Below are 23,685 nucleotides of genomic sequence, written 5' to 3'. Positions count from 1 at the left end.
GCCTTCGATCGGGACGGCCCTCATCGGCCGTCCTCGAACCGTGGCACGGCCGTCCCGCCGCTGACAATGTCCTCTAGCGGCCCTGTCCGGAAGAGGGCGCCGCGGAGCTCCGCGGAGGGGACGTAGGCCCGGTCTCACTGCGGCCGAGCGCTCCCGCCGCGGGCCCGTGACGGTCAGCGCATCCCGAGGGACGCCGTCGCGTCCGGACCGCTCAGCGGGGTCGGAACGGGGACCCCGGCTCTCCCGCGTACGGGGCGTCCGCCTGGTCGAAGTCCCAGCGGCCCGCGGTGGACGGGCGGACGACGGGGGTCTTCGTCGGGGTCGGCGTCGCCGACGGCGCCGGCGCGGCGGCCAGCCCGGCGTGCCAGCGGAAGATCGCGTCGATGCCGTCCTGGTTCACCCACGACGGTGCGTTGTGGCCGAGCGCGTGCGTCCGGACGGTCGCCTCCCTGGCCGTGGCCGTCGCCTTCTTCACGAGGGCGAGCCCGTGCAGTGCCGGCGGCACGCTCGGGTCCGGGTGGGCCGTGTCGGACACCACCGCGCGGATGTTCGCGCCGGCCCAGGCGGAGGCGGGCAGCCGCTTCGGGTTGTGGGAGTCGATCTGAGCGGTGCTGCCGCCGAAGGCACCGCCGATCGAGAAGCGGCCCCGCGTCGTGCGGTCGTGGGTGTCGCGGAGGTCGTAGACGCCGTTGACCAGGTAGACGCCGTTGATGCCGGGGAAGACCCGCGCGCCGTAGTCCTCGCAGGCGAGCGCGCCGCCGGCCGACATCGCCCAGAGGTAGCTGGCGGCGATCGGGAACTGGCCGGAGAGGTAGGCGTAGCCGTTCCGCTGGTGCTTCTGCGCGGTGTCGTTGGTCCAGATCGTTCCGCCGAGCGTCTGGCAGATCGCGATGGCGCCCCGCTCGACGGCGAGCTCGGCCGGGTACGCGAAGACGCTGGACAGCGAGGTGTGGTCGGCCTGCGCGGAGTGGATGAACCAGATCACCGGTACCGCCGCGGCCTGCCGCGGCTTCACCGTCTGCGGCACGAAGATCCGCGCGAGGTCGCCCGCGATCGAGACCGTGAGGACGTCGTAGAGCACGCCGCGGTTCTTCGTCCTCACGTTGATCGTGCGGGTCCTCTCCCCGGGCAGGCCGGGCACGGGGGAGGCGGAGGCGGAGGCGGCCGGGAGCGTCGCCGCGCCCAGAGCGAGAGCACCCGTGAGGGCGCCGCCGATGACGGCGCGCCGCCGGAGGCCGGGAGTTCGAGAGGGGGGTACTGCTGAATCGTCGGGGGACACGGGGGCTCCTCGTGCAGGGACCGCGAACCGACGAGGTCGGCGGAGCGGTCCGGGTCGGCGGGGGGTGTGCCTGCAACGCTAGCCGGAGGACCGGCCGGACGACCCGTCGATGCGCGCCAGTCGCGGGACGGCGGAGGGACGACGCCGCACGGACGGAACGGTCGGCGGCTCGGCGACCGCATCGGCGGCGGATCGAGGCGCTCAGGAGGCGAAGGAGAGGCCCGTTCCTGATCGTCCGCCCCGCCGGTTCCGACCCTTTCGCCCCGTTCGGGAGCACTTCCCCGCACCGGTCTGGCCCCCCGGTGTGAAGGCTCCCAGGTTCCTCGCGCTCGTCGGCGGACCGGTGCCAGCGTGAAGGGACCGAGAAGCAGAAGGAGAAACGACCATGACTCTTCGACGAACTCTTGCCACCCTCGCCCTCACGGGCGCCATCGCCTCCGTCGGCGTCGTCGCTGTCGCGACGCCCGCCTCCGCGGCCGAGGTCGCGAACGGACAGTACGTGAGCGCCGGGAACTACGCGTGCGGAGCCCAGGAGGTGGCCACCGGCGCCACCCTCGGACCCGAGGGCGTCCTGCGCCAGCGCGCTCTCGTCTTCCGCAACTGCGGGTCGAGCACGGTCGAGCGCAAGGCCGACATCATCGCCGACTTCGACGGCAGCTGCTACTCCGTGGCGCCGGGCAAGGCCCGAGTCCTCGACGCGCTGTTCGTGGCGGCGGGACGCAACACCTACCGCGCGTCCAAGGCCTGCTGAGGTCGCGTGCTCCGCCGGAGGGGCGGGTCGGGGACATCCCCGGCCCGCCCCTCCAGCTGTCCGGAACGACCACGCCGTCCGAGCCGTCCTCCCGTCGACCCGCCCGAGCATCACTCCAGCACAGGCCCCAGCTCCGCCAGGACCTCCGCGACCCGGGCCCGCGCCCGTGCACCGAGCCCGCGGACCGGACGCGGGAGGCAGCGCGCCTCGGCGAGACCGAGCTGCTCCGCCATCGCTGCGACCACGCGGTAGCTGCCGCCGTGCTCCGCGAAGAGGTCCCAGACGGGCTGCAGGCGTGCCGATCCCGCGATCGCGGCCGCCTCATCGCCCGACTGCGCCGCCCGGGCGATCGACAGCGCCGTCCGCGGGAAGATGCCGCCGATCACCGAGTACCAGGCGTCGCAGCCGCCGAGCAGCCCGCGCGCACCCGCGGCGTCCCCCGAGACCCCGACGGTGACCCCCTCCGGCACCCGCGCCCGGATCTCGCTGACGCGCGCCGCCGCGGCGCCCGGTCCCTCCGGCACGCCGGGGATCTTGAGGGAGGCGACCTGCGGCAGCCGGGCGACGGCCCCGTAGAGGTCGTCGGAGAAGGAGAAGCGCGTCGTCCCGGGGTTGTCGTACACGACGAGCGGCACCGAGAGCTGAGCCGTCACGTCTTCGTAGAGCCCCAGCACGTCCTCGTCCGTCAGCGGCTGGTAGCCGAGCGGCGCCAGGAGCACCGCGCTCGCTCCGGCGCTCTGCGCGTCCTCGGCGAGCGCCAGCACCTGCGAGGTGCGCAGCGCCCCGATCCCGACCACGACCGGCACCGGGCCGGCGCCGCGGACGGCGATCTCGGCGGCGCGCCGGCGCTCGCCGCGGTCCAGGTACGGAGCCGAGCCGGTCGAGCCCAGGGCGCCGATCGAGTCGACTCCCGCCCGCGCGAGCCGCTCGACGAGAGCGGCGAACGACCGCTCGTCGATGCTGTCGTCGCGGAGCGGTGTGAGGGGGAAGGCGCTGAGTCCGGTGAGCACGTCGGTCCGTTCGCTGAGGGCGGGAGGGGCCCGGACAGTCTCCCCGGCGGCAGGGGCCCGGTCGAGGCCAGAACCGCCGGGGGCCGGGGGACCAGCCGTCACTCCGCGTCGAGCACCACTCGGGAGTGGAGTCCGAGCCGGTCGAGGAACGCCTCGTCGTGGCTGACGACGACCAGGCCGCCCCGCCAGGCGGCGAGAACGTCGACGAGGTGGTCGGTCGTGGCGAGATCGAGGTCGTTCGTCGGCTCGTCGAGCACGAGCAGCTGCGGAGCCGGCTGCGCCAGCACGAGCCCGGCGAGCGCGACGCGGAACCGCTCGCCGCCCGAGAGCGACGCGATCCTCCGATCGACCACGTCGCCGCGCACCAGGAGCCGCGCGAGGGCGTTCCGCAGCTCGACCGCAGGACGATCCGGCGCGGCCCGGGAGACGTGCTCCCGCACGGTGGCCTCCTCGTCGAGGAGTCCCTCGCGGCGCTGGGGGAGCCAGCCGACCCGCTCCGTCAGCGCTCGGGCCGTGGTGCCGGCGAGCGGATGCTCCCGCGCACCCGGCGCCCCGACGAGGTGCTCGAGCAGGGTCGTCTTCCCCGTCCCGTTCGCGCCGACCACGGCGATCCGCTCCGGCCCCTGGAGCACCGTCGTCCGGCCGCGCACCGTCACCTCCGCCAGCCGGCGCCCGGCCGCGACCCCGGGGTCCGGCAGGTCGAGGCGGACCCGGTCGTCGTCCCGGACTGCTCGCGACGCTGCGTCGACCTGCTCGCGCGCCCGCGCCTCCGCGGCCCCGTGCCCGGAGCGCAGCCGTCCCGCGGTCGCCTCGGCTCGTCCTCTCCGCGCGTTCGCGAGGATCGCGGGCATCGACTCCGCCGATCGCGCCCCCGCCCGCGCGCGGCGGGCGATGGTCGTCTCGGCCTCGATGCGCTGCCGCCGCTCGGCGCGGAGAAGCCGGTCGGCGTCGCGCAGATCGCGCTCCGCGGCCGCCTGCTCGAGGGCGAGCCGCTCCTCGAACGCCGAGAACGTCCCGCCGGAGGTGCGGACCGCCCCGTCGCGCAGCTCCGCGATCTCGTCGACGTGCTCGAGCAGCTCCCGGTCGTGGCTGACGAGCACGAGCGTCCCGCGCCACCGGTCGACCAGGTCGAGCAGAAGCCCTCGGGAGCGCCGGTCGAGGTCGTTCGTCGGCTCGTCGAGCACGGCGATCGGCCGACCGCGCAGCCGGACGCCGGTCACGGCCGTGAGGACGGCCTGCCCTCCGGAGAGGGTCGCGACCGGCCGCAGCAGGTCCGCCTCCTCCAGGTCGAGACCGGCGTCGCCGAGTGCGGCGAGCGCTCGGGCCTCGAGGTCCCAGTCGTCCGCGAGCACCTCGAAGTGCCGCGGATCCGCGTCGCCGCGGAGGATCGCGTGCAGAGCGTCCAGGCGATGCCGGATCCCGAGGAGATCGGCGACGGTGTCGTCGGGCCCTCGCCGGAGGCGCTGGGGCAGCAGGTCGACGGGTCCCGTCGTCGAGACGCTCCCGGCGGTGGGGGAGAGGCCGCCGGTGACGAGGCGGACGAGGGTCGACTTGCCGGCGCCGTTCGCGCCGACGAGACCGGTGCGCCCGCGTCCGAACGCAGCGGTGACGCGGTCGAGGACGACGGAGCCGTCGGGCCAGGCGAACGTGCAGTCGTGGAGGACGACGGCGGGCGGGGTGGTGCGGGACGAGGAGGGCACGGTGCTCCAGTGGTCGGTGTCGGCGCACGACGACCACCGGGCTCCGAGGGAGCAGGGGCTCGCCCCTGAGGGGCGGGCACGGGGGACGTCAGTGCGAGAGCAGCTGCTGCGTCGTGGACGCAGTACCGGTGCTGGAGCGCAAGAGTCCGTCTTCCGTGCGGGGGGCCCCCGTGACCGCGAGCCGCTGGATCGGCCGGTGTGGCGGCCGCACCGACGTCGCGGCTCGCGACGAGGTACCCGACGACCGTACGTGCCCGTCGATACACGCGCAACCGTGACCGACTGCTCGTCCGCGGCCTGCGTCCGTCGGCGCCGTCGCGCGGCTCGCGGCGGACGGCTCTCCACCCACGGCGGGACGGCCGGACCGCCCTGGTATGCACGCTGCTGCCCACCGGTCGAGGGGGTCGCCGGCGGGCCCTCCCGTCGCCGGGCCCTCACTACGCTGAGCCCATGGTGACCATTCGCGACGTCGCGGCCGATGCGGGGGTGGCCCGCAGCACGGTGTCCTACGTGCTCTCCGGCAACAAGAAGCTCCCGGAGGCGACCCGCCTGCGCGTGCTCGCGAGCGTGGAGCGGCTCGGCTACCGGCCCGACCCGATGGCGCGGGCCCTGGCGCTGCGGCGCACGAACATCCTCGGCTTCTTCGCCTCCGTCGATCCGGAATCGCGGCAGACCGATGTCGACGTCTTCATGCGCTTCGTGCGGGCGGCGATGTACGCGGCCCGCGCCCGCGGCTTCGACCTGCTGATGATGGGCACGGGCGAGGGGGAGCTCGCGCGCGACGTCCTCGCCGATGCGCTCGTCGTGATGGACATCCGCCGGGACGACCCCCGGCTGCCGGTCCTCGCGAGCATCGGCCTGCCGACCGCGCTGGTCGGCTACCCGGGCGAGGGCAGCCCGTTCAGCGCGATCGACCTCGACTTCGACGGCGCGGCGCGGGTCGCCGTCGACCACCTCGCCGACCTCGGGCACGTCGAGATCGCGGTCCTCGGGATGGGCCCCGACGCCTACGAGAGCGGCTACGCCTTCGCCCTGCGGTTCCGCGAGGGCTTCCTCGACCAGTGCCGCCTGCGCGGCGTGCGGGGCGCCGTCATCCCCAGCACCGACGACGTCGACGACTGGTTCGAGCAGGCGCAGGAGCAGCTCCCCGGCCTGAGCGCCGTGGTCACGCACGGGCCGGGCGTGCTCGAGCCGTTCCTGCAGCGCCTCAGCGGCCTGGGCCTGCGCGTCCCGGAGGACTGCTCGATCATGACCATCGCCCCGGAGGCGGTGATGCGGCACGCCGACCAGCCGGTCACCGTGGTGGATCTGCCCGGCGACGAGATGGTCTCGCGGGCGGTCGACCTGGTGCTCGACGAGCTCGCCGGCACCGCGACTCCGGGAGTGACGGAGCTGCTGCCCGCGGTGGTCGTGGACCTCGGCACCACCGCGCCCTTCTCGCCGGGCACCAGCCGGGGCGTCGTCCCCTCGTGGCGGCGGGCGCGCGGCTGACGTCGACCGGGTCGCCCGGGGCGTTCCCCGGGCGATCGGTGAACCGGTTCTCCGAAATCTATTGAACCGGTTCTCCGACTCGGTTAGGCTCGCCACGACTTCCGGACGGACCGCCCCAGCGGGCGCCCCGGAGGGTCTTCCCGGCGCGAGCGCTCCGCTCGTTCCGACCGTATTCAGAGAGGAATACCGTGAAGAACAGCATCCGACGGGCCGCAGGCGCCGCCTCCCTCGTCCTCATCGCCGGAGTCGCCCTCAGCGCGTGCAGCGCACAGGGAGCGGGCGACGACTCGTCGAAGTCGCTCACCCTCTGGGACAGCTTCACCCAGTACGACGCGTCCTCCCCCTACGGCCAGCTCCTGGCCGGCTGCGAGGCCTCGACCGGGATCACCCTCGAGCGCACCTCCGACCCCGACCTCACCACCAAGCTCCTGCAGTCGGCCGCGTCGAAGACGACGCCGAACCTGGTCGTCCTCGACAACCCCAACGTCGCGAAGTTCGCCGACACCGGCCTGCTCGTCGACAACGCCGCCTCCGGGCTCGACACCAGCGACGTCCTCCCGAACGTGCTCGCCGCCGGCCAGCTGGACGGGAAGACCTACGGCTCGTCGATCGGCTCGAACACCCTCGCGCTCTTCTACAACAAGGCGCTCTTCGAGGCCGCCGGCGTCACTCCGCCGACGACCTGGGACGAGCTGACCACCGCCGCGAAGGCCCTCACCGCGGGCGACGTCACCGGGCTCGGCTTCTCCGCTATCGGCACCGAGGAGGGCACCTTCCAGTTCCTGCCCTTCTTCTGGGGCTCCGGTGCGACCCTCGAGGACATCTCCTCCGACGACGCCGTCTCGGCGCTCGCGCTCTGGACCGACCTGGTGAAGAGCGGCTCGGCCTCGCAGGCGAACGTCAACGCCAACCAGCAGGACGTCCGCGACCAGTTCCTCGCGGGCAAGCTCGGAATGATGGTCAACGGCACCTGGCAGCTCTCCGCCCTCGACGAGGCGGGCATCGACTACGGCGTCGTGCCGATCCCGGCGAAGGACGGGGGAGCGGCACCGAGCCCGCTCGGCGGCGAGTTCGTCGAGGTGGTCGCCTCCGACGCCGCGAAGCAGACCCTCGCCACGGAGTTCGCGCAGTGCGTCATCCAGCCCGACAGCCTGAAGGCCTGGGCGGCCGGCCAGTCGTACATCATGCCGTACGCCGACGCGGCCGCCGAGCAGGCGACCGAGGAACCCGCGCTCCAGCCGTGGGTCGAGGCCATCTCGGTCGCGCAGGGACGCACCAGCGACCTCGGCGTCGCCTACCCGGACACCTCGAAGGCGCTCTGGACCGCGATCCAGGAGTCGCTGACCGGCTCGAAGACGCCGCAGGCGGCCCTCGACGACGCCGCGGCGAGCCTGAAGTAGCGGCCGCATGACCGACCCCGCCGTGCTCACGGCGCCGGTCGCGGGCGGGGCGGCCACCAGGCCGCCCGCCCGCCGCCGACCCCGCTCTCACCTCCGCCTCGCCGCCGCCGCGTTCATGGCGCCCGTGGTGATCTTCCTCGCCGTCTTCTTCGTCTACCCGATCATCCGCGGCGTCGTCCTCAGCCTCCAGGACTTCGGACCGTCGTCCTTCGTGACCGGGATCGCCCCCTTCGTCGGCTTCGACAACTACGTCACGGTCGTCACCGATCCGATCTTCGCGAGCATCGCCTGGCACACCGTGGTCTTCACCGTGGTCTCGCTGGTGGGCCAGTTCACGATCGGCATGGCCCTGGCGCTGTTCTTCAGCCGCCGGTTCCCGCTCTCGGCGACGTTCCGCTCCCTCATCCTGCTGCCGTGGCTCCTGCCGCTGATCGTCTCGGCGACGGCCTGGCGCTGGATCTTCGACCAGCAGTTCGGCATCCTGAACGCCGCGATCGGCACGCCGGTCGGCTGGCTGACCGATCCGTCCGTCTCGCTGTGGGCGGTCATCATCGCCAACATCTGGCTGGGCATCCCGTTCAACATGGTGCTGCTGCACGGAGGCCTGCAGGGCATCCCCGAGAGCCTCTACGAGGCCGCGGCACTGGACGGCGCCTCGCGCTGGCGGTCCTTCTGGAGCATCACCTGGCCGCTGCTGCGACCGGTGACCTCCGTCACGCTCCTCCTCGGCCTCGTCTACACGATCAAGGTGTTCGACGTCATCTGGATCCTCACCAAGGGAGGCCCGGCCAACAGCTCGCACACCCTCGCGACCTGGGCCTACGAGCAGTCCTTCACCGACCTGCAGTTCGGAGTCGGTGCGGCGGCCGGCCAGATCCTCGTGATCGTCGCCCTCGTCTTCGGCGTGATCTACATCCGCGCCCAGCGCAAGGAGGACCTCGGATGAACCGGCACACCACAGGGCTGCGCCGCGGGATCGACGTGGTCATCGCGATCGTGCTCTGCGGCTTCCTCCTCTTCCCGCTCTACTGGATGGTCAACGTCTCGCTGACCAAGCCGCAGAACCTGATCCAGACCCCGCCGAGCCTGTTCCCCGGCGACCCGACCCTCGACGGGTACGTGCAGGCGTTCTCGACGCAGCTGCCGAACCTCATCACGAGCCTCGTGATCTCGATCGGCTGCGTGATCCTGACGCTGGCGATCGCCCTGCCCGCCGCTTTCGCGATGGCGAAGTTCCGGGTGCGGGGGACCGGCGTCGTGATGTTCGTGTTCCTCCTCGCCCAGATGATCCCCGGGATCGTCCTGGTCACCGCGCTGTTCGCGATCTACAACGCGCTGGGGCTGCTCAACACCTATCCGGGCCTGATCCTCGCCGACGCGACCGCCTCCGTGCCGTTCGCGGTGATCATCCTCCGGGCCTTCATGCTCGGCATCCCAGACGAGCTGATCGAGGCCGCGCGGATCGACGGTGCGAGCAACTGGCGCTCCTTCGTCTCGATCGTCATCCCGCTGAGCCGGAACTCGATCGTGACCGCGGGCCTGTTCTCGTTCCTGTTCGCCTGGGCCGACTTCCTCAACGCGAACTCGCTCACCTCGGGCAACAGCATCGTGCCGTTCACCCTCGGCCTCTACCGCTACATCGGATCGACCACCACCAACTGGAACGGGATCATGGCGACCGCCGTGATCGCCTCCATCCCGGCCGCCGTGCTGCTGATCGTGGCCCAGCGCTACGTCGCCGCCGGGGTCACCGCCGGCGCGGTCAAGGACTGAGCGCCGTGCCCGACTCGAGGAAGCAGGAGCACATGGACACCGACGCGTTCGCGCTCGAGGGGGACCGCCTCGTCTGGCGCGGCGACGGCGAGACCGTCGTCGTCGAGCCGTGGGGGAGGGACAGCGTCCGGGTCCGCGCCCGCCGGTCCGGGGAGGTCCTCGACACCGACTGGGCGCTGATCGCCCCCGAGCGCCACGCGCCGGAGGTCTCGATCGAGGGACCGCGGGCGACGCTGCGCGCCGGCGGCATCACCGTCGTCCTCGAGCAGCAGGAGGGCTACGGGTACCAGACCGGCTACCACGAGCTCTCCTGCTCCCTCTCCTTCTACGACCGTCGGGGGGAGCTGCTCTTCCGAGAGCTCGGGAGCGGGGGAGCGCTCAAGCTGCGCGCCCGCGAGCAGCGTCCGCACCTGGGCGGCGACTTCCGGCTGACCGCGCTGTTCGAGACGTCCCCCGACGAGAAGCTGTACGGGATGGGGCAGTACCAGCAGGACATCCTCGATCTGAAGGGCTGCACGCTCGAGCTCGCGCACCGCAACTCCCAGTCGAGCGTCCCGTTCGTGCTGTCGAGCCGCGGCTACGGGTTCCTCTGGCACAACCCCGCGATCGGCCGCGCGACTTTCGCAGCCAACCGCACGGAGTGGTCCGCCGAGTCCTCCCAGCAGCTCGACTACTGGGTGACCGCGGGGGAGACCCCGGCCGACATCACCCGGGCCTACGCCGACGCGACCGGGCACGTCCCGATGATGCCCGAGCACGGCCTCGGCTTCTGGCAGTGCAAGCTGCGCTACTGGAACCAGGAGCAGCTGCTCGAGGTCGCCCGCGAGCACCGGCGCCGCGGCCTGCCGATGGACGTGATCGTGGCCGACTTCTTCCACTGGCCGCACATGGGCGACTTCCGCTTCGAGGAGGAGTTCTGGCCGGATCCGTCCGCCATGGTCGCCGAGCTGCGCGAGCTCGGGATCGAGCTGATGGTCTCGGTCTGGCCGCAGGTGTCGGTCGAGTCCGAGAACTACATCGCGATGAAGAAGGGGAACCTCCTCGTCAAGGCCGAGCGGGGCCTGGACCTGCACATGCAGTTCGAGGGTCCGAGCGCGTTCTACGACGCGACGAGCCCCGCCGCCCGGAGGTTCGTCTGGGAGGCGTGCCGGCGCAACTACGGCGAGCACGGGATCCGGCTCTTCTGGCTCGACGAGGCCGAGCCCGAGTACGGCGTCTACGACTTCGACAACTACCGCTACGCCGCCGGCCCCGCCGTCCAGGTCGGCAACCTCTACCCGCAGGCGTTCTCCCGCGGCTTCTTCGAGGGGCAGAGCGAGGGCGGGGAGACCGCGATCGTCAACCTCGTCCGCACCGCGTGGGCGGGCAGCCAGCGCTACGGTGCGCTCGTGTGGTCGGGCGACATCCACTCGACCTTCGCAGACCTGCGCCACCAGATCACGGCCGGCATCCACATGGGCGTCGCGGGGATCCCGTGGTTCACGACCGACATCGGAGGATTCGCCGGGGGAGACCCGTCGGATCCGGAGTTCCGTGAGCTCCTCGTGCGCTGGTTCCAGTTCGGCGCGTTCAGCCCGGTGATGCGCCTCCACGGCGACCGCGCGCCGTCGGCCCCGGTCACGGCCGCCGACGGGACCCGCCGCGCCGCGACCGGAGCCGCGAACGAGGTGTGGAGCTTCGGCGAGGAGGCCACGCCGATCCTCACCCGCCTGCTGCATCTGCGCGAGACCCTGCGCCCCTACACGCGCGAGGCGATGCGGGAGGCGCACGAGCTGGGCCAGCCCGTGCTGCGCGCGGTGTTCCACGAGTTCCCGGGGGACCCGGAGGCCTGGGATCTGGCCGACCAGTACCTCTTCGGCTCGGACCTGCTGGTGGCTCCGGTCACGCACGCCGGAGCCGTCTCCCGACGGGTCTACCTTCCCGCCGGGGCGCGCTGGACGGAGCTCTCGACGGGCGCCGAGCACGAGGGCGGGCAGTGGATCGTCGCCGACGCGCCGCTGGCCGTCATCCCGGTCTTCGCGCGCGACGGCCGGCAGGCGCACCTCGTCGGGCAGCTCTGAGCGGAGGCTCCCCGCTGACCGGAGGGTTCCGCCGCGAGGAGCGCCCCCGCGTCAGCCCGTCCCCGCGAGCCAGAAGTCGACCGCGTCGGGGGACGGGCGCCCGGCGACCCGGACGACGTCGCCGAACTCGAGCACGCTGTCCGGATCCTCCTGGACGGCCGGCCACCGCTCGCGGCCGGCGGCGACCGGATCGCCGTGGGAGACGAACGCGAGCCAGCGCGCGGTCATCTCCTGCTCGAGCCGGCGGTCGACGTCCGTGTAGTCGGCGTCGCCGTCCGCCCCGAGGTTCCCGTACGCGTACATCACCTCGGCGCCGTGGTACGCGCCGAACCGCTCGAGTCCGCTCTCCGGGGGAGTGCGCGTGAAGATGTAGGCGTGGACGCCCGCCCGCCCGGTCCGGGCGGCCGTCAGCGCCCAGAGCCGCATCGGGGCGGTCATCGTCCGGTCGCTGTCGGCGCGCAGCCGGGAGTCGACGACCTGGTCCTCGACGGCACCCGGGTACAGCGCGAGGAATCGGTCCGCGTCGTCTCCGTGCTCCCGGCGCACCTCCTGCTCGTAGGCGTCCGGATCCGGGTCGACGCCTCCCAGCAGATCGAGCGAGGTCTCGTCGGAGTTGCTGCCGAGCAGGAGGGGGACGTCGTTCTGCCGACCGGCCTCGTAGACGGCGAGCGGCGTGTCGGGGAGGACGACGCCGTCGATCGAGGGCCACCAGTGCTGCGAGAGGCCCGCGGCGGCCGCGACGATGCGCTCGGCCGGCAGGGCTCTCATCTCGGCGAGGCTCGCCCCGCCGAGGGCCTCGCTCAGGCGCGCAGCCGCCTCCCGTGCGGTGGCGGCGTCGTCGTAGAGGTCGCCGGCCTCGCGATCTCCCGCCGACCCCAGGCATCCTCCGCTCTCCCCGATGATCCCGTGGAGGAGGCCGGCCGCGAGGGGCGAGGCCCCGAGGATGCAGGCGCTGCCGGAGCCGGCGGACTGGCCGGCGACCGTCACCCGCCCCGGGTCCCCGCCGAAAGCGGCGATGTTGTCCTGCACCCACTGCAGAGCGGCGACCTGGTCGAGCAGTCCCTGATTCCCCGGGGTGCCGCCGCCGAGCACATCACCGGCGAGGAAACCGAGGACGCCCAGACGGTAGGCGACGGTGACGACCACCGCGCCCCGGGAGGCGAGCGCCGCGCCGTCGTAGGCGGGGAGGGCGCCGGACCCCGAGACGAACGCGCCGCCGTGGAGGTAGACGAGGACCGGGCTGGAGTCGCCCGCCCCGCCGGCCGGCGTCCAGATGTTCAGGCGGAGGCTGTCCTCGTCCGTCGCGTACCCGCCGAGGAGCGTCTCCTCCAGCGGCAGGTCGAGCACGCGGGTCGCCGCTCGGGAGAGGAACGTCGGCTCCGGCTGAACGGCGGAGGGGCCGAAGTCGTCGGCCACGAGGGTCGCCGACCGCTGCGGGGCCGGCCGGGGCGCCTCCCAACGCAGCGGGCCGACCGGGGGAGCGGCGTAGGGGATCCCCGCGAAGGCGTCGACCCCGGCCGCGGCGTCATGCACACCGACGACGTCGCCCTGCCGGGTCGTGACCGGGGCGGTGTGCGGACCGGCGAGCGTCCGCGTCGCCGGGAGAGGACCCGCGGCGAGCGCGACGGCTCCGACGAGCCCTGCGGACGCGACCCAGGCCGCCGTACGCAGCATCCAGTGCCGGTGCCGCCAGCTCCTCGAGACGGCCGCGATTAGGACCGCGGCCGCCGCGACGACGAGCCACCCCCACCACTCCACCCGGTTCAGCCAGGCGAGGACCGCCCCGATGAGCACGACGGTCGCGGTCGGCAGCCACGGGGACCGTCGCCGTCGAGGTTCGGGCGTTTCAGTTTTCGATACGGTATGCATTGAAAACGAAACGTACTGAAAAGGCCCATTCAGCGCAAGGATCCGAATAGGCTGGGGGCGTGGTCACAGGCGAGCAGGCTCCGGTCCGGCGGAGGAGCGAGACGCGACGACGTCTCCTCGCCGCGGCCGCCGAGCTCTTCGAGAGCACGGGCACCATCGGCCAGCGCGTCGAGGACATCTGCGCGCAGGCGGGCTTCACCCGCGGCGCGTTCTACTCGAACTTCGCCGGTGTCGACCAGCTCTTCCTCGCACTCCACGAGGAGCAGGCCGCGAGAGTGTGGGGGAGCCTGCAGGAGGCCCTCGACGTCCAGCTGCAGGAGGAGCACCGCGCGGCGACCCTCGACGGCGCCGTCCGCTCCCTCCTCGACGCGCTCCCGTCCAGCCGCGAGTGGTTCTCCCTGCGGTCGGTGCTCCTGGCACGCGCTGCCGCGGACCCGGAGTTCGCCGAGCGGATGATGATCGACGACGACCGCGTCTCGCGCGAGCTGGGCGAGCGCTTCGCCACCCTCGCGGCCGTGCACGGCCGCGTCCCCGCCGTCGAGTCCGCCGTCCTGGCGAAGGCGGTCGTCGCGGCGCACGTCGGGTCGGTGAGCCAGTGGCCCGTGGACACCAGCGCCGAACTCACGCAGCGCATGGTCGTCGCCGCGGTGATCCGAGGCCTCACCGTCGAAGCGCCCGGTCTGCCATCGGAGCGCGGCGGCGATCGATGACGTCCTGTCGCAGGAGCGTTGAGGGGAGCCGATCGCCATCCCTGCAGAACGGGACTTCGGTCGAACTGACATAATGTGCATTATCGGATAACGGCGGAAGGGCCGGACGGACCGGGACTGAGGCCGCCCGACGGTCCGGAACGTCATCAGCGGATCGGCGAATGCTCCACCCACGCCTCGACGTCCTCGTACCAGCACGTCTCGGTCGAAGTGTCGAATCGCGTGACCAGCCGCAGCCGCGGATCGACGGTCATCGTGCCGCGGACGCCGTCGTCGGCCTGGTGTCGAAGACGGATCACGGTGAGCGCGCCGTCGATCGACGCGCCGGTCATCCGGTACCCGTCGCTCGGCCGTCCCCAGACCGGCAGGTTCAGCGGGAAGGCCAGGCGGGCCGCCAGCGGCTCCGGCAGCAGCTGCCATCGGTCCAGCGGACGCTCCTCGCCCCCGGAGACGTACCGGCCGGTCGGGGCGTCGTACGCGTCGACCGTCCCGGTGCGCTCGTCGACGCAGGAGAACGACGCCTCGACGGGCCGCACCTCCAGTCGGTAGGTCTCGGTCCTCTCGGGCGTGCGCCGGAAGGCGCGGCACCGGAAGGGCGAGCGCCTCCTCCAGTTCGCCATCACCGCGACGGCGTCGAGGAGGATGCTCGTCTCGCCGTCCCTGTCGAGATCGCCGCTCCGCCCGGCGGCCGCCGCTGCCGATGTGCGGAACCCGTCGGCGCGGACGGACTCCCCCGATGCCGGTCCGCTGCCGTCCATTGGAGTCATCCGTCGAGGATCGCAGACCCGCGCGCCGGGGTCATTCCGCGAAGGCGATCAGGCGAAGTCGGAGATGTCGCCGACGAGGCGGGTGTTGTCCGCGGGGATCGGCTCGACGGCCGCCAGAGCGACCTCGGCCGCGAACTCCTGCACGTTGTACAGCTTGCCGGCCGACTCGCGACGCGAGCTGATCGCGCCCGGGTTCGCGCGCTCCAGCAGGGTCGCGGTGATGGTGCCCTCGATCATGTCGCCCGAGACGACGACGAACTCGATCCCGCGCTCGGCGAGCTCACCGATCCGCTCGCGCAGGGCGTCCTCGCCGGCGCGCTTGGAGAGCGCGACGGGCTCGTACTCGGGCATCGTGGGCGTGGTCCGGATGAAGTGCGCCTGGTGGCTCGTGACGAACACGACACGGGATCCCTCGGAGAGCAGCGGCAGCGCCGCCTCGAGCACGGCGACCTGCGAGTCGCGGTTGAGGACCATCGCGTAATCCTCCCCCATGTTGCTCTCCATGCCGCCGGAGGCGTTCAGGACGAGCACGTCCAGACCTCCGTACTCCTTCTCGATGCGCGAGAAGAGCTCGGCGCGCGACTCGGCGTCGGTGAGATCGGCGCCGACGGCGATGGCGGTGCCGCCGGCTTCGACGATCTGCGCGACGAGCTTGTCGGCGCGCGGCGCCTTCGAGCGGTAGTTGACGACGACGCGGGCTCCGGCCTCGGCCAGGTAGCGGACCGTGTCGGCGCCGATGCCGCGGGACGACCCGGTGACGAGAGCGCGCTTGCCGTCGAAGGAGCCGGGGGCGAGGGGATTGGACACGGGTATTCCTCCAGAACGCCGGCTCGGAGACCGGATCGGGCACGATGACGGGCCACGGCCCGACGGAGGAGTCTACCAAGGGCCTCGAGACCGTCGGCGCACCCCCTCTCCCAGCCCTCGTCCGGGGGGCGTTGATAGCCTGGGAATGCTCGTCGAGGGGAAGGAGCACACAGCATGGACGCTGTCACCCAGTACGCGTGGATCCTCTGGCTCGCGCTGATCCTCATCTTCGTGATCGTCGAGATGATCACTCTCGAGTTCACGTTCCTGATGCTCGCCGTCGGCAGCATCGGCGGACTGCTGACCGGGCTGGTCGGGGCTCCCTTCTGGGTCCAGGTCCCCGTCGCGGCCGTCCTCGCCGCCCTCCTGCTGTTCACCGTCCGGCCGCCGCTGCTGCGGCTGCTGAAACGGGGCGGCGATCCCACCCCCAGCGGAGCGGACGCCCTCCTCGGGCTCTCCGGCAGCGTCGTCCTCGCCGGCCCCGGAGCCGGCCAGGTCAAGCTCGCCAACGGCGAGACCTGGACCGTCCGCCTGTCCCCGCTCGTCGAGGACCGCACACTCGGAGTCGGCGAGAGAGTCGTCGTCACCGCCATCGAGGGCGCGACCGCGATCGTCGTCCCCGCCGAAAGGAGCACACCGTGACACCGTCCTCCGTCGTGACCATCGTCGTCGTCGCCGCCGTCGTCCTCTTCGCCCTGGTCGTCCTCTTCCGAGCGGTCCGCATCATCCCCCAGGCCACCGCCGGGGTCGTGGAGCGCCTCGGCAAGTACCACAAGACCCTGCTGCCGGGCCTCAATCTCGTCGTGCCGTTCATCGACCGGGTCCGCCCGCTGATCGATCTGCGCGAGCAGGTCGTCTCGTTCCCGCCCCAGCCCGTGATCACGGAGGACAACCTCGTCGTCTCGATCGACACGGTCGTCTACTTCCAGGTGACGGACGCCCGCGCGGCGACCTACGAGATCGCCAACTACCTCGGCGCGGTCGAGCAGCTGACCACCACCACGCTCCGCAACGTCGTCGGCGGCCTGAACCTCGAGGAGGCGCTGACCTCCCGCGACAACATCAACGGGCAGCTGCGCATCGTCCTCGACGAGGCCACCGGCAAGTGGGGCATCCGCGTCGGACGCGTGGAGCTCAAGGCCATCGACCCGCCCCTCTCCATCCAGGACTCGATGGAGAAGCAGATGCGCGCCGAGCGCGACCGTCGAGCCGTGATCCTCACCGCCGAGGGCACCAAGCAGTCCCAGATCCTGAACGCCGAGGGTCAGCGCCAGGCCGCGATCCTCGCTGCGGAGGGCCAGGCGAAGGCGGCGGTCCTGCGGGCCGAGGGTGAGGCCAAGGCGATCACCACCGTCTTCCACGCCATCCACGAGGGCCGCCCCGACAGCGAGCTCCTCGCCTACCAGTACCTCCAGACACTCCCCAAGATCGCCGAGGGCAGCGCGAACAAGCTCTGGGTCATCCCGAGCGAGCTCACCGAGGCGCTGAAGGGCATCGGAGGAGCGCTCGGCCAGCGCGGCCAGTCCGCCCCGGCGGTCCGCCCACAGGACGCGGCACCCACGTCGGCGCCTGCGGCTTCCGCGCCTGCCGCATCCGGGTCCGTCGGCTCCACGCCTGTCGTGCCCGGATCCGACACGTCCGCCCCCTTGGCGGCCGCGACGACCGACGGAACCCCGGACTCCGCGCCCACTCCCCCGCCGCCGGCCGTCTGAGCCGCGGACCCGGTCCGCGATGCGCGCCTCCGAGCCACCCCTCGTCCTGAGCGGGCCGATGCCCCGGGTGATCGCGCATCGTGGATTCGGCCCGCCGGCCGAGGGCAACACGCTCGCCGCCTTCGAGCGCGCCCTCGCCGCGGGTGCGGACCTCCTCGAGACGGACGCGCGCGCGTCCCTCGACGGGGTCGCCGTGCTCGTCCACGACGCCGAGGTGATCGACCGCTCCGGCCGCCGCCACGTCGTCGCCGCCACCCGGTGGGAGGAGCTCGCCGACCTCCGACTGGCGGGCGGCGCCCGGCTCGCCTCTCTCGAGCAGGCCCTCGCCGCACTCCCCCGCGCGCGCTTCAACATCGACGTGAAGTCGCGGGACGCGATCGACCCGGTCGTCGCGGCGGTGTCCGGCGCCGCCGCCGCGGAGCGCGTCCTGATCACCTCGTTCTCCGAGATCCGTCGAGCAGCGGCCCTCCGCCGTCTTCCCGGCGCCGCGACCTCGGCGTCGGCGGTCCGCTTCGTCGTCGCCCTGGTCGCCGCCCACCTCGGCGCCGCCCTCCCCGTGCGTCTCGCTCTCCGCGGCATCGACGCGCTCCAGGTGCCCGAGCGCGCGCTCGGCCTCCGCGTCGCCGAGCCGCGGATCCTCGCCCGGCTGCGGGTGACCGGCTGCGAGATCCACCTCTGGACCATCGACGATCCGGAGCGGATGGAGCAGCTCCTCGCGCTCGGGATCGACGGGCTCGTGACCGACCGCACCGACCTCGCCCGAGCGGCCGTCGACGCCTTCCTCAGCGCCCGTCAGCCACGCCCTCAGGAACCGCGGAATACGCCTCCGACCTGAGGATTCTCTGGCAATGGCAGGGACGGGAAGACCACCTCCAGGTACGACGTTGACACTGGGGAAGCACAGCGAGAGGAGACCACACAATGGCAGATCGAAGCTTGCGAGGAATGCGGCTCGGATCCCAGAGCCTGCAGAGCGAAGAAGGCGTCGTCTTCTCCCCGCGATCGACGTACGAGTACCACTGCGCGAACTGCGGCCACGACACCGACATGGTGTTCTCGGCCGATGCGGAAGCACCGGAGACCTGGGAGTGCCGCTCCTGCGGTCACGAGGCCACTCTGATGGTGGACTCGAAGCCGGTCGTCGTGGACAAGGGCGAGCAGAAGGCTCCGCGCACCCACTGGGACATGCTGCTCGAGCGCCGGACCCGCGCGGAGCTGGAGGAGCTGCTCGAGGAGCGGCTCGCCTATCTGCGCGCCAGGCGTGGCGAGCACAAGATCGGCGCGTAGCGCCGGTCAGCGGGAACGGCGTCGCGGCTCGCGCGTCCTGAGGACGAACGAGACCATGCCGATGAGACCGGCGGCCAGGAAGTACCAGCCGAGGTCTCGCGCCCACACCAGAGCCGGGGTCGTGGTGGAGCTGAGGGGGACCTCGTCCACCATGGCACCCGGCTCGAACCATGTCAGGGAGTCGATCGTCGCGCCGTCCGGCCCGATGATCGCACTCGTCCCGACGGTCGAGATGTTGACCACGCTGCGCCCGGTCTCGATGGCCCGCAGGCGAGCGATCGCGAGCTGCTGGACGCTCTCGTCGGTCCGGCCGAAGTCGGCGTTGTTGGTCTGCCCGAGGATGACCTGGGCTCCCCCGTCGACCATCGCGTTCGTCAGCGCGTCGTCCGAGATGTCGAAGCAGATCGCGATGCCTGCGAGGACGCCGTTCACGTCGAAGACGTTGGGACGGGTGCCGATCGAGTAGTCGCGGCTCACCAGGTCGACCAGGTCCGGAGCGAACATCCGCCAGAACGCCCGGTCCGGCATGTACTCGGCGAACGGGACGGGATGCACCTTGTCGTAGACCTGCGTCGCCCCCTCCCCCGCCTTCCAGAGCAGCGAGCTGTTGTAGAAGACGTCGTCCGAGGGGTTCGTGATCGTGCCCACGACGAACGGCGCGTCCATCGTCCGGCTGAGGTAGTCGAGGACGGCGGCCGACTGGGCGTTCCGGGTCGGATCGATGTCGACGCCGTTCTCGGGCCACACCACCATGTCGACGTCCTGATCGAGGATCGGCAGCGTCGCCGAGGTGTGGTCCTCGAGGATCTGCCCGCGGTAGCTCTGCGAGAACAGGCCCGCATCGGAGTCGCCCTGGACGGCGGCGATCCGGGTCGTGCCCTCCGTCGGTGCCGGCCAGGCGGGGAACACCAGCGCCACGATCGCGAAGCCCGCGAGAGCGCTGACGCGAGCGGAGGCCGGGACGGACATCTCGCGGACGGCCTGCGCGAGCACGGCGGCGAGGAACGCGACCACGAAGCCGAGGCCGGCGAAGCCGATCCACGCCGCGAGACCGGCGAGCGGGCCGAGGGACTGCGAGATCGCGAGGCGGCCCCAGGCGAAGCCGCCGTAGGGCCAGACGCTGGTGATCGACTCGCGCCCGATCCAGAGCGCCGCCAGGAGGGCGGGGAGGCCGACCATCCGGCCGAGCGGTCCCGTCCAGACGCGGTGGCCGCGCGTGGAGACGACCGCCATCAGCCCCGCGGAGAGCGCGAAGAAGATCGCCTGCAGGCCGGCGAGGGCCGCCCACGGGACCGGGCCGAGGTAGAGGGTCAGCCACTCGATGTGGACGCCCCAGAAGACCGCTCCGCCGACGAGGCCGACGAGGCTCCCGCTCCAGAAGCCGCGCCCCCCCAGCGCGAACAGGATCGCCGCGGCGCCCACGATCGCCAGCGGCCAGACGTCGGAGTCGGGGAAGCCGCGGTCGAGCACGGCGCCGCCGAGGGCGGCGAGGGGCAGCGCCACCCACAGCGGAACGGTCCGCCCGTCGGGCGGAGGAGCGATCGGCGTCATGCGACCGTCGAGTACGCGACGATGCCGCGGCGGACCAGGTCGAGGGCGGTCCGGGCCGCGCGGCCGACCTTGCCCTCGGCGACGACGGAGAGCTGGTCGAGGAGGTCGATGGTCTGCTTCGCCCAGCGCACGAAGTCGCCGGCGGCCATGTCGGACTCGCGGAGCACCATGTCGAGCGGCATGCCCTTGGCCCACATGTTCATCGACAGCGCCAGGCTCGTCGAGATCGGGTTGCTGCCCGGCAGGCGGTGCTCCCGCTCGACGTCGTCGAGCCGGGCCCACAGAAGCTGGGTCCTCTCCAGCGCCTCGGGGAACGCGCCGCGGGGCAGGAACTGCTCGCCGAGCGTCCCCTCCTCGCGTCGCGGCTCGAAGACCAGGCAGCACGCCATCGCCGCGAGGCCGGCCGGATCGAGCTCCGTCCACGCCTGCTTCCGGAGGCACTCGGCGACGAGCAGGTCCCGCTCCCCGTAGATCCGGCGGAGCGTGCGACCGTTGGGCGTCAGCGAGAGCTCGCCGACCTCGTCCCGGCGGAAGTAGCCGAGCTCGAGCAGCACGTCCGTGATGTGGTCGAAGATGCGGGCGACGGCGCCGGTGCGCGAGCGGATCTGGCGCTCGATCTCGTCGGTCTCGCGGCGCAGCTTCCACCAGCGCTCGGCCCAGCGCGCGTGCTGCTCGCGGTCGGAGCAGGCGTGGCACGGGTGCGCCTTCATCCGACGCCGCAGGCTCGTGAGCTGTCCCTGGCGCTTCTCGCGCTCGGCGTGGGAGGCCGACTCGCCGCGCACCGCGCCCCGGCGCTCGAGGTCGCCGATCTCACGGCGGATCGCCGCGTACTGCTCGAAGTCGCCCAGGTGGCACTGCATCGCCGTGACGTAGCCCGCCATCGACTCCTCCTGCTGGCGGACCCGGCGGGCGAGATCGACGACGGACCGGTCGGCCTGGAACTGCGCGAACGACGACTCGAGGATCTCGCGCGTGCGCACCCGCCCGAACTGCTCGATCAGGTTCGCGGCCATGTTGTAGCTGGGGCGGAAGCTGGAGTTGAGCGGGTAGGTCCGCCGGGAGGCGAGGGACGCGACCGCCTGAGGGTCCATCCCGCCGCGCCACTGGATCACCGAGTGGCCCTCGACGTCGATGCCGCGTCGGCCCGCCCGGCCGGTGAGCTGGGTGTACTCCCCCGGTGTGATCGGGACGCGCGCCTCGCCGTTGAACTTCTCGAGCTTCTCGAGGACGACCGCGCGGGCCGGCATGTTGATGCCGAGCGCGAGCGTCTCGGTCGCGAAGACCACGCGCACGAGCCGGCGCAGGAACAGCTCCTCGACGACCTCCTTGAAGGCGGGGAGCATCCCGGCGTGGTGCGCGGCGACGCCCCGCTGGAGTCCGTCGAGCCACTCCCAGTAGCCGAGCACCGCGAGGTCCTCGTCGCGGATCGTCCGGCACCGCTCCTCGACGATCGCGCGGATCTCGTCGCGCTCGTGGCGCTCGGTGAGGCGCACGCCCGACCGCAGCACCTGGCGCACGGCCTGGTCGCAGCCCGCACGGCTGAAGACGAAGAAGATCGCGGGGAGGAGGTTCTTGCCGCGGAGGATCTCGACAACCTCCGAGCGCAGCACGAGCTCCTCGGTGCGCTGCTCCGGGTAGCGGCCGCGACCGCCTCGGCCGTTGCGGCCGCCCCTGCCGCCGCGCTCGACCCGGGAGCCGCCCTGGGCCATGCGGGCGAGCTCGGGGTTCACCCGGTTCGTCGCCGCCCGACCGGAGGAGTCGAAGAGATCGACCAGCTTGCCGCCCACCAGGACGTGCTGGTCGAGCGGGACGGGCCGCTCCTCGGAGACGATGACCTCGGTCTCGCCCCGGACGGTCTGGAGCCAGTCGCCGAACTCCTCGGCGTTCGACACGGTCGCGCTGAGCGAGACCAGCCGCACGCGCTGCGGGAGGTGGATGATGACCTCCTCCCAGACGGCGCCGCGGAAGCGGTCGGCGAGGTAGTGCACCTCGTCCATCACGACGTAGGCGAGGTCGCGCAGGAGGTCCGAGTCGGCGTACAGCATGTTGCGCAGCACCTCGGTCGTCATCACGACGATGCGGGCGCGCGCGTTGACGTTCGAGTCGCCGGTCAGCAGGCCGACCTCGGAGGCTCCGTAGTCCTCGACGAACTCCTGGAACTTCTGGTTGCTCAGCGCCTTCATCGGCGTCGTGTAGAAGACCTTGGCCGTCGGGTCCTGCATGGCCAGGTGGATCGCGAACTCGGCCACCGCCGTCTTGCCGGCGCCGGTGGGCGCGGCGACGAGGACGCTGTGGCCGTCGTCGAGCGCGCTGCAGGCCTCGTACTGGAAGGGGTCGAGGTCGAACGCGAGGGTCGAGCGGAACGCCTCGACCCTCGCGTGGCCCTGGCGCGTCCGGAACGCGGCGAACCGCTCGGCGGGAGACGGTCCGGTCACGCGGGCAGGTCGGAGGGGCTGCCGTCGAACACCAGCTGGCGCTTGGCGGCGCGCCGGTCGTGCAGGATCGCGATCCCGCAGGCGAGGAAGAACAGGAAGATGATCGGGATGGCCAGGAGGAACATCGAGATCGGGTCGGCCGCGGGGGTCGCGATCGCCGTGAAGAGCACGATCGCCATGATCGCGATGCGCCACGACTTGAGGATCAGCATGCCGGGGAGGATGCCGAGGAAGTTGAGGAGCACCAGGAAGACGGGCAGCACGAAGGCGATGCCGACGACCAGCACGAGCTTGAGAACGAACTCGTAGTAGATCTTGGCGTCGAGGAAGCTCGCCGCGTTGCTGCCGGTGAAGCTCGTCAGGAGCTCCACGATGTGCGGGAACACGAACCAGCCGGCCGCGCAGCCCGCGAAGAACAGCGGGATGGCGGTGAGGATGAAGCCGAGGCCGTACCGCATCTCCTTGCGGGTCAGGCCCGGGACGAGGAACGCCCAGATCTGGTACAGCCAGACCGGGCTTGCCAGGACGATGCCCACCGTGATGGCGATCTGCAGCCGCAGGTCGAAGGCACCGGCGATCGTCGGGAAGTTGAGGATCGCCTCCTTGCCCTGGGTGGAGGCCACCTCGGAGATCGGAGCCTTGAGGGCCTCGAAGACCCACTCCGAGACGAACCACCCCGCGACGCACGCGATGACGATCGCGATCGCCGACTTGAAGAGCCTGTTGCGAAGCTCGACGAGGTGCGCCCCGAGCGACATGCGCCCGTCGGGGTTCTTCGTCCGCTTCGTCCGTGGCTTCTTCGGTGCCACGGACGTCATTACTTGAGCGGGGACTCGGGCGGCGTGGTGGTGCCGGTGCCGGTGGTCGTGCCGGTGGATCCGGCGACGGTGCCGGTGGTCCCCTCGGTCGACTCACGGCGCTCGGTGCCGTCCTCGTCCTTCATGGTCTTGACCTCGCTCTTGAAGATCCGCATCGACTGCCCGACACTGCGGGCCAGCTGCGGGAGCTTGGGCGCACCGAACAGGAGGAGGATCACGGCGAGGATGATGAGGAGGTGCCACCCCTGGAGGCCAGCGAACATTG

General features: G+C 72.0%; 21 protein-coding genes. 11 read left to right on the top strand and 10 right to left on the bottom strand.

Annotated elements, in window-relative coordinates:
• Positions 1-211 precede the first annotated feature (211 nt).
• Positions 212-1,279, bottom strand: a complete 1,068-nt coding sequence (locus C5C56_RS01580; protein WP_104246834.1) for a hypothetical protein — start codon at positions 1,277-1,279, stop codon at positions 212-214.
• A gap of 385 nt (positions 1,280-1,664) precedes the next feature.
• On the opposite strand from C5C56_RS01580, the gene C5C56_RS01575 reads away from it, so the two are divergent.
• Positions 1,665-2,030, top strand: a complete 366-nt coding sequence (locus C5C56_RS01575; protein WP_104222056.1) for a hypothetical protein — start codon at positions 1,665-1,667, stop codon at positions 2,028-2,030.
• Between the two features lie 110 nt (positions 2,031-2,140).
• Here C5C56_RS01575 and C5C56_RS01570 read toward each other — a convergent pair whose 3' ends face one another.
• Both C5C56_RS01570 and C5C56_RS01565 read right to left on the bottom strand, forming a co-directional pair.
• Entirely contained in the window at positions 2,141-3,040 is a 900-nt protein-coding gene (locus C5C56_RS01570; RefSeq protein ID WP_104222054.1) for a dihydrodipicolinate synthase family protein, read from the bottom strand.
• A 98-nt stretch (positions 3,041-3,138) separates the two neighbouring features.
• Positions 3,139-4,740, bottom strand: a complete 1,602-nt coding sequence (locus tag C5C56_RS01565) for an ABC-F family ATP-binding cassette domain-containing protein (protein WP_104246832.1) — start codon at positions 4,738-4,740, stop codon at positions 3,139-3,141.
• 450 nt (positions 4,741-5,190) lie between these two features.
• Between C5C56_RS01565 and C5C56_RS01560 the strand changes: the two genes are divergently transcribed.
• The 5 genes from C5C56_RS01560 (at position 5,191) to C5C56_RS01540 (ending at position 11,464) form a co-directional block, all read left to right on the top strand.
• On the top strand, positions 5,191-6,231 hold the full coding sequence (locus C5C56_RS01560; protein WP_104222050.1) for a LacI family DNA-binding transcriptional regulator: 1,041 nt from the start codon (positions 5,191-5,193) through the stop codon (positions 6,229-6,231).
• Positions 6,232-6,419: 188 nt separating this feature from the next.
• Positions 6,420-7,631: an extracellular solute-binding protein gene (locus C5C56_RS01555; RefSeq protein WP_104246831.1), complete on the top strand. Its 1,212-nt coding sequence runs from the start codon at positions 6,420-6,422 to the stop codon at positions 7,629-7,631.
• Between the two features lie 7 nt (positions 7,632-7,638).
• Positions 7,639-8,577, top strand: coding sequence for a carbohydrate ABC transporter permease (locus C5C56_RS01550; protein ID WP_104225253.1), 939 nt, complete (start codon positions 7,639-7,641; stop codon positions 8,575-8,577).
• A complete protein-coding gene (locus tag C5C56_RS01545; RefSeq protein ID WP_104222044.1) occupies positions 8,574-9,404 on the top strand; it encodes a carbohydrate ABC transporter permease in 831 nt (276 codons plus the stop codon). Before C5C56_RS01550 ends, C5C56_RS01545 begins: the two co-directional genes overlap by 4 nt.
• Positions 9,405-9,436: 32 nt before the next feature.
• Complete coding sequence (locus C5C56_RS01540; RefSeq protein WP_104246851.1) at positions 9,437-11,464, top strand: TIM-barrel domain-containing protein; 2,028 nt, start codon at positions 9,437-9,439, stop codon at positions 11,462-11,464.
• A gap of 51 nt (positions 11,465-11,515) precedes the next feature.
• On the opposite strand, the gene C5C56_RS01535 is transcribed toward C5C56_RS01540, so the two are convergent.
• The gene (locus C5C56_RS01535) at positions 11,516-13,258 is read right to left on the bottom strand and encodes a carboxylesterase/lipase family protein (RefSeq protein ID WP_219813865.1); all 1,743 of its coding nucleotides are present in this window, start codon (positions 13,256-13,258) and stop codon (positions 11,516-11,518) included.
• Positions 13,259-13,392: 134 nt separating this feature from the next.
• Here C5C56_RS01535 and C5C56_RS01530 point away from each other — a divergent pair, with 134 nt between their 5' ends.
• Positions 13,393-14,043, top strand: coding sequence for a TetR/AcrR family transcriptional regulator (locus C5C56_RS01530; RefSeq protein WP_104246829.1), 651 nt, complete (start codon positions 13,393-13,395; stop codon positions 14,041-14,043).
• Positions 14,044-14,189: 146 nt separating this feature from the next.
• On the opposite strand, the gene C5C56_RS01525 is transcribed toward C5C56_RS01530, so the two are convergent.
• Both C5C56_RS01525 and C5C56_RS01520 read right to left on the bottom strand, forming a co-directional pair.
• Entirely contained in the window at positions 14,190-14,810 is a 621-nt protein-coding gene (locus C5C56_RS01525) for a hypothetical protein (protein WP_146078791.1), read from the bottom strand.
• 48 nt (positions 14,811-14,858) lie between these two features.
• The gene (locus C5C56_RS01520) at positions 14,859-15,617 is read right to left on the bottom strand and encodes an SDR family oxidoreductase (protein ID WP_104246827.1); all 759 of its coding nucleotides are present in this window, start codon (positions 15,615-15,617) and stop codon (positions 14,859-14,861) included.
• A gap of 174 nt (positions 15,618-15,791) precedes the next feature.
• Here C5C56_RS01520 and C5C56_RS01515 point away from each other — a divergent pair, with 174 nt between their 5' ends.
• The 4 genes from C5C56_RS01515 (at position 15,792) to C5C56_RS01500 (ending at position 18,616) form a co-directional block, all read left to right on the top strand.
• Positions 15,792-16,259: an NfeD family protein gene (locus tag C5C56_RS01515; RefSeq protein WP_104246826.1), complete on the top strand. Its 468-nt coding sequence runs from the start codon at positions 15,792-15,794 to the stop codon at positions 16,257-16,259.
• A 14-nt stretch (positions 16,260-16,273) separates the two neighbouring features.
• Positions 16,274-17,329, top strand: a complete 1,056-nt coding sequence (locus C5C56_RS01510) for an SPFH domain-containing protein (protein WP_374953135.1) — start codon at positions 16,274-16,276, stop codon at positions 17,327-17,329.
• A 58-nt stretch (positions 17,330-17,387) separates the two neighbouring features.
• Positions 17,388-18,164 carry a glycerophosphodiester phosphodiesterase family protein gene (locus tag C5C56_RS01505; RefSeq protein ID WP_258063223.1) on the top strand — a complete coding sequence of 259 codons (777 nt, stop codon included), beginning with the start codon at positions 17,388-17,390 and terminating at the stop codon, positions 18,162-18,164.
• A gap of 86 nt (positions 18,165-18,250) precedes the next feature.
• Entirely contained in the window at positions 18,251-18,616 is a 366-nt protein-coding gene (locus C5C56_RS01500) for an RNA polymerase-binding protein RbpA (RefSeq protein ID WP_068207052.1), read from the top strand.
• Positions 18,617-18,622: 6 nt separating this feature from the next.
• Here C5C56_RS01500 and lnt read toward each other — a convergent pair whose 3' ends face one another.
• Genes lnt through tatA form a run of 4 tightly spaced genes read right to left on the bottom strand, consistent with a single transcriptional unit; the run spans position 18,623 to position 23,683 of the window.
• Positions 18,623-20,167, bottom strand: a complete 1,545-nt coding sequence (gene lnt, locus C5C56_RS01495; protein WP_104319003.1) for an apolipoprotein N-acyltransferase — start codon at positions 20,165-20,167, stop codon at positions 18,623-18,625.
• Entirely contained in the window at positions 20,164-22,602 is a 2,439-nt protein-coding gene (locus tag C5C56_RS01490) for an RNA helicase (RefSeq protein ID WP_104319002.1), read from the bottom strand. Before C5C56_RS01490 ends, lnt begins: the two co-directional genes overlap by 4 nt.
• The gene (tatC, locus tag C5C56_RS01485; protein ID WP_374952911.1) at positions 22,599-23,420 is read right to left on the bottom strand and encodes a twin-arginine translocase subunit TatC; all 822 of its coding nucleotides are present in this window, start codon (positions 23,418-23,420) and stop codon (positions 22,599-22,601) included. Before tatC ends, C5C56_RS01490 begins: the two co-directional genes overlap by 4 nt.
• Positions 23,420-23,683 carry a Sec-independent protein translocase subunit TatA gene (gene tatA / locus C5C56_RS01480; RefSeq protein ID WP_104222022.1) on the bottom strand — a complete coding sequence of 88 codons (264 nt, stop codon included), beginning with the start codon at positions 23,681-23,683 and terminating at the stop codon, positions 23,420-23,422. The genes tatC and tatA overlap by 1 nt, the downstream gene beginning before the upstream one ends.
• Between the last annotated feature and the right edge of the window lie 2 nt (positions 23,684-23,685).

Origin of the sequence: Rathayibacter sp. AY1D1, from assembly GCF_002932635.1 — a bacterium.
Lineage (GTDB): Bacteria > Actinomycetota > Actinomycetes > Actinomycetales > Microbacteriaceae > Rathayibacter.
The sequence above is the reverse complement of the archived record's forward strand: the minus strand, read 5'-3'. Positions and strand labels throughout refer to the sequence as shown.

What these genes read in the sequence shown, in the direction of transcription:
- C5C56_RS01545 (WP_104222044.1), top strand. Translation starts at nt 8,574, where the DNA reads ATGAACCGGCACACCACAGGGCTGCGCCGCGGGATCGACGTGGTCATC.
- tatC (WP_374952911.1), bottom strand. Translation starts at nt 23,420, where the DNA reads ATGACGTCCGTGGCACCGAAGAAGCCACGGACGAAGCGGACGAAGAAC.
- C5C56_RS01575 (WP_104222056.1), top strand. Translation starts at nt 1,665, where the DNA reads ATGACTCTTCGACGAACTCTTGCCACCCTCGCCCTCACGGGCGCCATC.
- C5C56_RS01560 (WP_104222050.1), top strand. Translation starts at nt 5,191, where the DNA reads ATGGTGACCATTCGCGACGTCGCGGCCGATGCGGGGGTGGCCCGCAGC.
- tatA (WP_104222022.1), bottom strand. Translation starts at nt 23,683, where the DNA reads ATGTTCGCTGGCCTCCAGGGGTGGCACCTCCTCATCATCCTCGCCGTG.
- C5C56_RS01515 (WP_104246826.1), top strand. Translation starts at nt 15,792, where the DNA reads ATGGACGCTGTCACCCAGTACGCGTGGATCCTCTGGCTCGCGCTGATC.
- lnt (WP_104319003.1), bottom strand. Translation starts at nt 20,167, where the DNA reads ATGACGCCGATCGCTCCTCCGCCCGACGGGCGGACCGTTCCGCTGTGG.
- C5C56_RS01505 (WP_258063223.1), top strand. Translation starts at nt 17,388, where the DNA reads ATGCCCCGGGTGATCGCGCATCGTGGATTCGGCCCGCCGGCCGAGGGC.
- C5C56_RS01550 (WP_104225253.1), top strand. Translation starts at nt 7,639, where the DNA reads ATGACCGACCCCGCCGTGCTCACGGCGCCGGTCGCGGGCGGGGCGGCC.
- C5C56_RS01500 (WP_068207052.1), top strand. Translation starts at nt 18,251, where the DNA reads ATGGCAGATCGAAGCTTGCGAGGAATGCGGCTCGGATCCCAGAGCCTG.
- C5C56_RS01525 (WP_146078791.1), bottom strand. Translation starts at nt 14,810, where the DNA reads ATGACTCCAATGGACGGCAGCGGACCGGCATCGGGGGAGTCCGTCCGC.
- C5C56_RS01540 (WP_104246851.1), top strand. Translation starts at nt 9,437, where the DNA reads ATGGACACCGACGCGTTCGCGCTCGAGGGGGACCGCCTCGTCTGGCGC.